Annotated in this window: 12 protein-coding genes; 4 read left to right on the top strand and 8 right to left on the bottom strand. The window is 64.9% G+C overall.

Annotated features, from left to right (window positions below; genetic code table 11):
- Positions 1–64: 64 nt before the first annotated feature.
- From leuB to leuD, 5 genes are all read right to left on the bottom strand, one after another.
- On the bottom strand, positions 65–1,168 hold the full coding sequence (gene leuB, locus EOA24_RS15925) for a 3-isopropylmalate dehydrogenase (RefSeq protein ID WP_126080402.1): 1,104 nt from the start codon (positions 1,166–1,168) through the stop codon (positions 65–67).
- Positions 1,169–1,400: 232 nt separating this feature from the next.
- Entirely contained in the window at positions 1,401–1,751 is a 351-nt protein-coding gene (locus EOA24_RS15920) for a VOC family protein (protein ID WP_126083640.1), read from the bottom strand.
- Positions 1,752–1,809: 58 nt separating this feature from the next.
- Complete coding sequence (locus EOA24_RS15915) at positions 1,810–2,193, bottom strand: RidA family protein (RefSeq protein ID WP_126080401.1); 384 nt, start codon at positions 2,191–2,193, stop codon at positions 1,810–1,812.
- A 122-nt stretch (positions 2,194–2,315) separates the two neighbouring features.
- Complete coding sequence (locus EOA24_RS15910; RefSeq protein WP_126080400.1) at positions 2,316–3,230, bottom strand: hypothetical protein; 915 nt, start codon at positions 3,228–3,230, stop codon at positions 2,316–2,318.
- A 66-nt stretch (positions 3,231–3,296) separates the two neighbouring features.
- Positions 3,297–3,902 carry a 3-isopropylmalate dehydratase small subunit gene (gene leuD / locus EOA24_RS15905; RefSeq protein WP_040987979.1) on the bottom strand — a complete coding sequence of 202 codons (606 nt, stop codon included), beginning with the start codon at positions 3,900–3,902 and terminating at the stop codon, positions 3,297–3,299.
- Between the two features lie 131 nt (positions 3,903–4,033).
- Here leuD and EOA24_RS15900 point away from each other — a divergent pair, with 131 nt between their 5' ends.
- The 4 genes from EOA24_RS15900 to EOA24_RS15885 all read left to right on the top strand — a co-directional run bounded on the left by EOA24_RS15900 (position 4,034) and on the right by EOA24_RS15885 (position 5,901).
- Positions 4,034–4,513: a GNAT family N-acetyltransferase gene (locus tag EOA24_RS15900; protein ID WP_348526833.1), complete on the top strand. Its 480-nt coding sequence runs from the start codon at positions 4,034–4,036 to the stop codon at positions 4,511–4,513.
- A 98-nt stretch (positions 4,514–4,611) separates the two neighbouring features.
- Positions 4,612–4,932 carry a metalloregulator ArsR/SmtB family transcription factor gene (locus tag EOA24_RS15895; protein WP_126080399.1) on the top strand — a complete coding sequence of 107 codons (321 nt, stop codon included), beginning with the start codon at positions 4,612–4,614 and terminating at the stop codon, positions 4,930–4,932.
- The gene (locus EOA24_RS15890; RefSeq protein WP_126080398.1) at positions 4,929–5,378 is read left to right on the top strand and encodes an SRPBCC family protein; all 450 of its coding nucleotides are present in this window, start codon (positions 4,929–4,931) and stop codon (positions 5,376–5,378) included. The genes EOA24_RS15895 and EOA24_RS15890 overlap by 4 nt, the downstream gene beginning before the upstream one ends.
- 43 nt (positions 5,379–5,421) lie before the next feature.
- Positions 5,422–5,901: an SRPBCC domain-containing protein gene (locus tag EOA24_RS15885; protein ID WP_126080397.1), complete on the top strand. Its 480-nt coding sequence runs from the start codon at positions 5,422–5,424 to the stop codon at positions 5,899–5,901.
- 213 nt (positions 5,902–6,114) lie between these two features.
- Here EOA24_RS15885 and EOA24_RS15875 read toward each other — a convergent pair whose 3' ends face one another.
- From EOA24_RS15875 to EOA24_RS15865, 3 genes are all read right to left on the bottom strand, one after another.
- Positions 6,115–7,281, bottom strand: a complete 1,167-nt coding sequence (locus EOA24_RS15875; RefSeq protein WP_126080396.1) for an FAD-binding oxidoreductase — start codon at positions 7,279–7,281, stop codon at positions 6,115–6,117.
- Positions 7,282–7,362: 81 nt separating this feature from the next.
- Positions 7,363–8,934 (bottom strand): HAMP domain-containing sensor histidine kinase, encoded by a 1,572-nt coding sequence (locus EOA24_RS15870; protein ID WP_126080395.1) that lies wholly within the window; start codon positions 8,932–8,934, stop codon positions 7,363–7,365.
- Positions 8,922–9,620, bottom strand: a complete 699-nt coding sequence (locus tag EOA24_RS15865) for a response regulator transcription factor (RefSeq protein ID WP_126080394.1) — start codon at positions 9,618–9,620, stop codon at positions 8,922–8,924. Before EOA24_RS15865 ends, EOA24_RS15870 begins: the two co-directional genes overlap by 13 nt.
- Positions 9,621–9,938 lie beyond the last annotated feature (318 nt).

The raw sequence follows: 9,938 nt of genomic DNA, 5'->3' as shown, positions 1-9,938 counted from the left end.
GAGCAGGGTGGCGAGCGCTTCGGCATCGTCGACCCTCGCCCAGCGAATGTCGACGGTGCCGGGATCAGCCAAGGAACTTGGCGATGATGGCATCGCCCATCTCGGTGGTGCCGACTTCCTTCATGCCTTCAGACATGATGTCTTTCGTGCGCAGGCCGTCGTCGAGCACGGCGGCGATGGCCGCTTCGAGCTTGTCGGCTTCCGCCACCATGCCGAAGGAATAGCGCAGGCACATGGCGAAGGAGGCGATCATGGCGATCGGGTTGGCGATGCCCTTGCCGGCGATGTCGGGCGCCGAGCCGTGCACCGGCTCGTAGAGCGCCTTGCGCTTCTTGGTCTTGGCATCTGGCGCGCCGAGCGAGGCCGAAGGCAGCATGCCGATCGAGCCGGTCAGCATGGCGGCGATGTCGGACAGCATGTCGCCGAACAGATTGTCGGTGACAATGACATCGAACTGTTTCGGCCAGCGCACCAGCTGCATGCCGCCGGCGTCGGCCAGCATATGGTCAAGCTTGACGTCGGAATAGCGCGCCTTGTGCGTCTGGCTGACCACCTCGTTCCACAGCACGCCCGACTTCATGACGTTGCGCTTTTCCATCGAGGTGACGTGATTGCGGCGGGTGCGCGCGAGCTCGAAGGCGACGCCCGAGATGCGCTCGATCTCGAACGTGTCGTAGACCTGGGTGTCGATGCCGCGCTTCTGGCCGTTGCCGAGATCGATGATCTGCTTGGGCTCGCCGAAATAGACGCCGCCGGTGAGCTCGCGCACGATCAAGATGTCGAGGCCCTCGACCACCTCCTGCTTGAGCGAGGAGGACGCGGCGAGTGCCGGATAGCAGATCGCGGGCCTGAGATTGGCGAACAGCTCCATGTCCTTGCGCAGCCGCAAGAGCCCGGCCTCGGGCCGCACCTCGTAAGGCACTGCATCCCATTTCGGTCCCCCAACGGCGCCGAACAGCACCGCGTCCGCCGCCATCGCCTTGGCCATGTCGGCGTCCGAGATCGCCGCGCCATGCGCGTCGTAGGCGCAGCCGCCGACCAGGCCCTCGTCGGTGGCGAAGCCGCTGCCGAGCTTGTCGTTCATGGCCGCGATCAGCTTCTTCACCTCGGCCATCGCCTCGGGGCCGATGCCGTCGCCGGCGAGCAGGAAGAGATTTTTCGAAGCCATGGAGAACCGTCCCGGGAGAGAAATTGAACCGGCGCCTTGCTAAACGCCAAGCGGGCTGGGCGCAAGGGGACCTCTCGAAGCTTGGTTTCCTCGCCCCCGCAAAGCGGGGGAGAGGTGTCCGCGAAGCGGACGGAGAGGAGCCTTCGTAGGGCGCTCCCCCTCTCCGTCTCGGCTTCGCCGGGCCACCTCTCCCCCATTTCGTGGGGGAGAGGAACCCAAGCTGGAGCAGCGCCTACCGATGCGAAAGAACATTCACCAAACGCCCGAACGGATCGCGCACATAGAAGCGCCGCACGCCCCAGGGCTCGTCGGCCGGGCCGTATTCGACGGCGAACCCGGCCTTCTTCATGCCCGCAAGCGCCGCGTCGACATCATCGACCTCGATCGACAGGTCCGGCACCGGCGTGCCCGACCCGCCCTCGGCCATGAAGCTCACCTGCACCGTCATGGTCTCGGCCGAACCGCAAGTGAGGATCCAGCCCTGGTCCATCAGGACATCAAGGCCGAGCACGTCCTGGTAAAAGCGCTTGGCCGCCGCAATGTCGGGGGTTTCGATATTGGCGACGATGCGCCTGACCTTCACCATGAGCCGCTCCTTTGCTTTGTCTGTCCGGGAGCCCTCCGCATTGCGGCGCAGGCCTCTATGCCGTGCGCCTGAGCGCCGTCACCTCGATCTCGATTTTCATTTCCGGCTTGTTGAGTTGGCACACGATCATCGTCGCCGCCGGACGGATGTCGCCGAACGCCTCGCCGAGGATCGGGAAGACCACGTCAACATAGGCCTGGTCGGTGATGTAGTAATGCGCACGCACCACATCGGCCATGCCGAAGCCGCCATCGGCCAGCGCCGTGGCGATGGTGGCAAGGCAGTTGCGCGTTTGCGCCTCGACCGTCTCGGGCATGGTCATGGTGGCATAGTCATAGCCGGTCGTGCCGGAAACGAAGCACCAGTCGCCCTGCACCACCGCCCGCGAATAGCCGGCGGTTTTCTCGAAGGGGGAACCGGTGGAGATGAGCTTGCGCATGGAAGCCTCGCGTTGGTTGTCTCCACCATTCTGAGATGCGTGGACGACACAGTCGTGAGCCAGACAACGCGATGCTGGCGGGACAGCGCGGCGCGAAGGATCGCTACCCGGCACAAATCGGCCTAATTCCCCGAACCCTGAGCATCCTCATAGGCCTTCTTGATATCCGCCGGCCAGTCCTTGACCGGCGGCCAGGCCTGCGGCTCGCCATTGTCGCCGCGGCGGGCGAAATAGACCTTCTGCTTGGCCGGGTCGACCGCCATGAAGCCGTCATTGCCGCCGCAGTCATGCGGCACGCAGCCGGTGGCGTAGAAGGCGCCTGATGCCGTCTTTTCGGTGCCGCCGCCAACCAGCAGGCTGGTCGCCATGTCGGGCATGTCGTTGCCCAGCAGCGCCTGGCCGGCCTTGTAGACCGCCTCATTGTGGAAGGCGTCGATGATGTTGTCGTATTTTGACGGGTCGACATCCTTCCAGTCGGTGCCGGGCTCCGGCGTGTAGGTCAGGTTGCCGGAGGTCGTCAGCCCTTCCGTGGGCGACCATTGCAGCACCGGCTTGGAATCGCCTGGCAAAAGGTAGGGCACGAAATAGATGGCGCTGTCGGAGACGGCGGCCGGCGGCGCGCCGCATTCGTCCTGCTCGACCGTGGTGGTCTCAATCTCGCCGTCCTTCTTCCAGACGATGACCTTGGCCGGGCCGCATTGATTGCCGCCGTCGCCGACATCGACGAGCGCGACGTTCACGTCGCCGATCTTGACGATCTTGTCGAAGAAGACGTCGTAATTGCTGGCCAGCTGCTTGCCGTCATAGGACAGCACCTTCTCGCCGTCCTGCTCCGGCTGCGTGATGGTGAGCTGCCCGCCCTCGAACGGAATCGGCGCCTGCTTGTCGTCCTCCGACGCAGCCTGGTCGCTGCCCTGGTCGGCCGTGCCTTGATCGGCAGCCGGCTGGTCGGACGCGGCCGGCGCGGTGGTCTGCGCGTGGGTGCCGATCGTGGCGAGAAGGATTGCCACCGAAGCGGCCAGAAGCGAGCGTGTCATGACTGTCCCCTCCACTCAGTCGCCACGAACCCGGCCGCGAACGGCCGGGCCACTACGTTCAGAATGTCAGGCCCAGGGGCGCTGCTCGGCGTTCCGCTTCTCGAAGGATGCGATGGCGCCGGCCTTCTCCATGGTGAGGCCGATGTCGTCCAGGCCGTTCAGCAGACAGTGGCGCTTGAAATCGTCGAGGTCGAATTTGACCACGCCGCCGTCCGGCCCGCGGATTTCCTTGGCTTCCAGGTCGATCGACAGCGTCGCGTTGGAGCCGCGCGAGGCGTCGTCCATCAGTTTGTCAAGGTCTTCCGGGCTGACCGTGATCGGCAGGATGCCATTCTTGAAGCAGTTGTTGTAGAAAATGTCGGCGAAAGAGGTCGAGATCACGCAGCGGATGCCGAAATCGAGCAGCGCCCAGGGCGCATGCTCGCGGCTCGAGCCGCAGCCGAAATTGTCGCCGGCGACCAGGATCTGCGCCTTGCGGTAGGCCGGCTTGTTGAGCACGAAATCCGGGTTCTCCGAACCGTCCTCATTGTAGCGCATCTCGGCGAACAGGCCGGTGCCGAGCCCGGTGCGCTTGATCGTCTTGAGATAATCCTTCGGGATGATCATGTCGGTGTCGACATTGACGATCGGCATTGGCGCGGCGACGCCGGTGAGCTTGGTGAATTTATCCATGGGTACCTGGCCCGTCTTCTTCGTGGCTGCGGGGAATTTGCGGGACGGTTTACACAAAGCCGGCGGCAAATGAAAGGCAACTGTTCGTGCACGGCGCTTGGGCCAATGGCGGGGCATGGCTTGCGGACGGAATGACACCTCAAAATGGCTTCGAAATCCTGGCCGGCTGGTGCAGTCTGCCGCCATGGCCGATCCTTCCAAAGTCCTCTACGCCAGCGAGCCCAGGCTCGATTGTCGCCGAATTCCGCCGCGTGTTGGTCGAATCCGGCCTCGGCGAGACGCGGCCCATCGATGACGAGGCCCGCCTGAAGAGGATGCTCGACAATGCCAACCTAGTGTTGACCGCGCGCCTCGACAAAGAAGGCAAGCCGCTTGTCGGCGTCGCGCGGGGCGTCACCGACTTCTCCTGGGTCTGCTATATTTCCGAGCTCGCTGTGTCCGCCTCGGCGCAAGGGCTCGGCATCGGCAAAGGCCTGATGGACGAGGCGCGCCGCCAGCTCGGCCCTTCGGTCGCCATCAGCCTGATCTCGATGCCCGACGCCGTCGGCTTCTACGAGCGCATCGGCATGACGCGCATGGCCGACGCCTTCTGGTTCTCCCGCAAGCGCTGACGCTCCCGCAGCTGAAGGCGCCAGTCCGCGCAGCCCGGCACCCGATCTTTTTGCGCCTCACCGCTTGACATGCAACCAAATGGTTGCATATTAGAGCCATGAGCATGAATGCCGTCTTTCGCGCTTTGGCCGACCCGACCCGCCGGCAATTGCTGGACAGCCTCCATGCTAGGAACGGGCAGACCCTCAACGCGCTCTGCGAGCACATGGATATGACGCGCCAGGCGGTGACCAAGCATCTGGCGGTTCTCGAGGAGGCGAACCTCGTCACCACCATGCGCCGCGGCCGCGAAAAGGAGCACTACCTCAACCCCGTTCCGATCAACGAGATCGCCGAGCGCTGGATCGGCAAGTTCGAGCGCCATCGGCTCAACGCATTGAGCGACTTGAAGCAACGCCTTGAAAGGGAAGAGCCGTGAGCGAGAACAGCTTTGTCTATGTCACCTATATCCGCACCACGCCTGAAAAGCTTTGGCAGGCGCTGACCGATCCGGAATTCAACCGGCAGTTCTTCCTCTGCTCCCATCAGGAGAGCGACTGGAAGGTCGGCTCGAGCTGGAAGCTGATCTTCCCCGAAGGGCGCGTCGCCGATTCCGGCGAGATCCTGGAGGTCGACCCGCCGAAACGCCTGGTGATCAAATGGCGCAACGAATGGCTGCCGGAGATGAAGGAGGACGGCTACACGCGCTGCACCTTCACCATCGAGCCGGACGGCGAATTGATAAAACTCGCCGTCATCCATGAGGCCGACGGCCCGCACAGGCTGATCGCCAACGTCTCCAAGGGCTGGCCGCTGGTGCTGGCGAGCCTCAAGAGCCTGCTCGAAACCGGCAAGGGTTTCGAGCGCCCGCCGTCGAAGGGCTGAACTTCGTTTCGGACACGAGACAATTTCGCTGGGGGTGCGCGCGATGCTTCAACTATTCTTGCCGCAAGCCATGGCGAACGCCGATACGGTCATGGCCTCGGCCGAGCTTCCCGCCTCGCCGGACGAGGTCATTGCCGCGCTGGTCACCACTGAGGTCGAACGCTGGTGGGGTTCGCCCGAAACCTATCGTATGATCGGATGGAACGCCGATCTTCGCGTCGGCGGAAGCTGGAGCGTCGTCGTGGAAACGGCCGACGGTCGACGGCTCCCTGCGAGCGGCGAGTTTCTGGAAATCGAGATGCCGCGCCGCATCGTGCAGACACGGCGCTACGACTGGGCCCATCCGGCGCTTGGCCGCAAGGAAACGACAGTGGCCTATCTGCTTGAGCCAATCGGCGGCGACACGCGGCTCACCATCTGCCACGGCGGATTCGCGGGTTTTCCGGACGCCGCGGCCGAACATGCCGAAGGCTGGGCGCGCGTGCTTGGGTGGCTGCAGGGGTATTTTCACGCGGCGACATGAAAACAGACGCCGCGATCCTTCGCCCCCTCTCTGCCCTGCCGGGCATCTCCCCCTCAAGGGGGGAGATCGGATGTCACGCCGGCTTTCGCCAATCTCCGGCGTTGCAGGAAAAGCGCCGTCGCCGAAACTGCCGATCTCCCCCCATGAGGGGGAGATGTCCGGCAGGACAGAGAGGGGGCCTCGTACCAGCGTCCAAGGAAAGCCGCGAGCGACTCAAATCACATTCAGCTCCCTGAACGCCCTTCCTTCCGCCACCCGCTCATAGCCGAACGCCGTGCAATCCACCGTGCGATACCCGCCATGCATGACAAGCTCCGCGATCGACTTGCCGACCGCCGGCGCCTGCTGCAGGCCGTGGCCGGAAAAACCGTTGGCGAACAGGAAGTTTGCGACCTCCGGATGCGGCCCGATCACCCCGTTCTGGTCGAGCGTATTGTAGTCGTAGTGCCCGACCCAGGCGCGCGTCGGCTTGATCGCCTCGAAAGCCGGGATGCGGGTGGCCAGAACCGGCCAGATCACCTCTTCGAACAGCGGCCAGTTGACCTCAAAGTCCTTGGGGTCGGGCGCGACATCGCCTTCCTCCGGCTCGGCGCCGCCGGTGAGGTAGACCGAGCCTTCCGGCCGCACATAGATGCCGGACGGATCGACCAAGAGCGGCATGTCTGCATATTTCTCGCGCGCCTCGAACACGAAGACGTTGCGCTTGCGCGGCTCGACCGGCAGTTCGAGCCCGGCAAAAGCCGCAACCTTGCCGGCATTCGGCCCGGCGGCGTTGACGACGGTGCCGGCTTCCAGCGTCTCGCCATTGTCCAGCGACACAGCGGTGACGCGGTTGCCCTCGCGCTTGATGCCGGTGGCGGAAGCCGTGATGAAATCGATCTTCCTGTCGCGCAGCGCCTTGCGGAACAGCGTCAACAGCGCATGCGCGTCGAACCAGCCCTCGCCGCTGCGGCCATAGGCGCCGGCGGAAATGCCTTCGACCGACAGCCATGGGAAGCGGCGCGCCAGCTGCCCGGCGTCTTCGAACGCGATATCGGCGCCCTCGGCGACCTGCGTCTCGTGATTGGCCTTGAGGATCGGCAGCCCGGCCTCGCCGGCGAGGATGAGATAGCCGCCTTCGCGAAAGCCGATATCGGCATCGGCGCCGAACGTTTCCTTCAGCCGCCGGAACAGTTTCAGGGTGAACTGCGACAGGCGGATGTTTTCAGGGATGGAGAATTGCTGGCGGATCGAGGCGCAGGACAAGGTCGTCGCCGCATGCGAGAATTGCGGATCGCGCTCGATCAGCGCGATGGAGCCGGTAAAGCCTTCCTCCCGCAAATGATAGGCGACCGAGGACCCGACGATGGCTCCGCCGATGATGACGATGTCGTAGCGCACTTTTTTCTCCGATCAGAGCAATTCCAGGAAAAGTGTGTAGCGGTTTTCCGTACGGAATTGCGTAGCAAGCCACCCCGGTTCTCAGACGACCGGCAGATTGATCTCGAAGCGCGTGCCGCGCTCGGAGTCAACCAGCCTGATCGTGCCATCATGCGCTTTTAGGAGGGCCAGCACGATGCCGAGCCCCACGCCGGTGCCGCCGGTCTCGCGCCGCGTGGTGAAGAACGGCTCGAAGATCTTGGCCCGGTTGGCGGCCGAGATGCCGTCGCCGTCGTCGCCTATCTGGATCGACGCGCGCTCGCCATCGGCCGAGGCATGGATCGCCACCTGCCGGGCGCCGTGCCTCGCCGAATTGTCGATGAGGTTGGCGAGCACGATGCCGAGATTCTCGGCCGAGATGCCGAGCCTGATATCGCCGCCGCCTTCGAGCCGCGTCTCCAGCCTGGCGTCGACAGGCAAGGATGCCAGCGCCGCACGAAGCGTCGTGCTTTCGCCACTCGGCTCCAGGTTTTCGGCGCGCGCCAGGTCGAGCAGCCGGCGCACCAGGAGATTGAGCCGCCCGGCATCGGTGACGATGTTGTTGGAAAAGCGCTTGCGCTCGGCCTCGTCCATCGCGCCGCCGGAATCGCGCAGCAGCTCCGCCGCGCCCTGGATCGCCGTCAGCGGCGATTTCAGCTCATGCGAGACATGGGTGGCGAAGGTCTGGATGGAGTCGGAGCGCGCCTGCAGCTTGGTCGCCATGTCGAGGAAGGCCGTCGACAGCGCCGCCATCTCGCGCGTGCCGTGATGGGCGAGCGGCCTGATCGCGTCGCGATCGCCGGCGGCGATGCGTTTCGTCCGCTCGATCAGCGCATAGATCGGCCGGCTGACGGTGCGGATGAACACCAGCGCGATCAAGAGCGTGCCGCCGAGAATGGCGATGGCCGCCAACGTCACCTTGCCGCGCTCGCCATAGAGATGCTTGACGATGTTGTTCGGCGTCCGCGACAGATAGACCACGCCGGCGACCCTGCCGTCGAGTTCGACCGGCATGGCGACGAAGACTCGCACCCTGGTGCCGCGGCTCACCGAATAAAGCGGTGGCGGCGGCTGGTCGGGGATGCGCAGCCTGAGCTCGCTGGCATAAGCGCCGGAAAGCGCGGTCCGCACCTCCTCGACCCCGCTGAGCGACTGACCGATCTCGTCGCCGCCGGCAATCACCACGCCGCGCGGGTCGAGCAGGCGGAAGCCGGCGAGCGTCGTCTTCTGCGTTTCGTCGAGAATACTGGAGAGCTTTGCGCCGATCGCCGCGAAAGCGGCATCGGCGGCGGCCGGAGCCGCCGCCGGCCGCATCGGCATCACGTCGTCCGAGGCGAGATCGAGGCGTGGCTCGATCGGTTCATAGGGATAGTTGTTGTCCCGCGCCGGATCGGCCGAGATCGGCGAACCCAACCTGTCCTGGGAAATGCCGGCGGCGCGCACCTCCTTTGCATAGACGGCGGCGACGACCGCCCCTTGCGCGATCAGCTCGCCCTCGGTCTGGCGGATCAGCTGGTTCTCATAGAGCCGGAAGAAGAACAGCCCGACCAGCGGCAGGGCCATGACCACGATCAGGATGGCGATGACGACGGTGGCGAGCCGCGGCCGCCACCTTTCCTTGCTCAACCACCGCATCGGCCGAGCCGGAAGCCGACGCCATGCACCGTCGCGATCGCATCGGCGCAGCCGACTGCCGCCAGCTTGGCCCGCACGTTGCGGATGTGGCTGTCGACCGTGCGTTCCGAGACATGGATGTTCGAGGCATAGGCATTGGCCATCACCGCGTCGCGGCCAAGCACGTGAAGCGGGCGGGCGAGGAAGCCTTTCAGGATGGCGAATTCGATCGCCGTCAGGGTGAGCGGCTTGCCGTCGAAGCTCGCCGCATGGCTTGCCGGGACAAGCATGAGCTTGCCATGCGCGAATTCCCGCTCGTCCGCTTCTTCCTCGACCGGCGCCGGACGCGCGCGCCGGAGGATGGCGTTGACGCGGGCGACCAGCTCGCGCGGGCTGAACGGCTTGGTCACATAGTCGTCGCCGCCCATTTCCAGCCCCAGGATGCGGTCGATTTCCTCATCCCGCGCGGACAAAAACAGCACCGGCACGTCGGATCTTTGCCTCAGCCGCCGGCAGACCTCCAGCCCGTCCATCTCCGGCATGCCGATGTCGAGCACGATGAGATCGGGCGCGCGCCGCTCGACCGCCTGGAGCGCTGCCGCGCCGTCGGCGACGGCGGCCGTCTTCATGCCGGCCTTTTCCAGCGCGAAGCAGATGATCTCGCGGATATGCGGGTCGTCGTCGGCGACGAGTATGTTGTGCGGCATCGGTCAATAGTCCGGCGGGTAAGCTTGGGTGACGGCAGGATTAGAGCAATTCCAAGGAAAAGTGCGAAATTGTTTTCGGTCCGGAGCTGTGTCGGGACAAGCCCATGAGACCGCAACGCGCTCGGGCATCCGTGCATGCCTGGACAGAGCCCATGGCATGGTTGGCAAAGAGCCTCATCGCCGGACCCTCCTCGGCGTATCCGCCACATGGCGCGACCTCGGCGGGAAAAGCAGGACGTCCGCCGCGACGCGCAGTCTTTGCGGCGCGACGAGCCACCAGCCTTCGTCGCGGAGCCGGCGCGGCAGGGTCCAGCGGGA

The organism is Mesorhizobium sp. M2A.F.Ca.ET.039.01.1.1, assembly GCF_003998035.1.
Taxonomy (GTDB): domain Bacteria; phylum Pseudomonadota; class Alphaproteobacteria; order Rhizobiales; family Rhizobiaceae; genus Mesorhizobium.
The sequence above is the reverse complement of the archived record's forward strand: the minus strand, read 5'-3'. Positions and strand labels throughout refer to the sequence as shown.

Excerpts from the sequence above, each read along its gene's own strand:
- leuD (WP_040987979.1), bottom strand. The coding sequence starts at position 3,902 with ATGGATAAATTCACCAAGCTCACCGGCGTCGCCGCGCCAATGCCGATC.
- EOA24_RS15885 (WP_126080397.1), top strand. The coding sequence starts at position 5,422 with ATGCTTCAACTATTCTTGCCGCAAGCCATGGCGAACGCCGATACGGTC.
- leuB (WP_126080402.1), bottom strand. The coding sequence starts at position 1,168 with ATGGCTTCGAAAAATCTCTTCCTGCTCGCCGGCGACGGCATCGGCCCC.
- EOA24_RS15910 (WP_126080400.1), bottom strand. The coding sequence starts at position 3,230 with ATGACACGCTCGCTTCTGGCCGCTTCGGTGGCAATCCTTCTCGCCACG.
- EOA24_RS15865 (WP_126080394.1), bottom strand. The coding sequence starts at position 9,620 with ATGCCGCACAACATACTCGTCGCCGACGACGACCCGCATATCCGCGAG.
- EOA24_RS15895 (WP_126080399.1), top strand. The coding sequence starts at position 4,612 with ATGAGCATGAATGCCGTCTTTCGCGCTTTGGCCGACCCGACCCGCCGG.
- EOA24_RS15870 (WP_126080395.1), bottom strand. The coding sequence starts at position 8,934 with ATGCGGTGGTTGAGCAAGGAAAGGTGGCGGCCGCGGCTCGCCACCGTC.
- EOA24_RS15900 (WP_348526833.1), top strand. The coding sequence starts at position 4,034 with ATGACACCTCAAAATGGCTTCGAAATCCTGGCCGGCTGGTGCAGTCTG.
- EOA24_RS15915 (WP_126080401.1), bottom strand. The coding sequence starts at position 2,193 with ATGCGCAAGCTCATCTCCACCGGTTCCCCCTTCGAGAAAACCGCCGGC.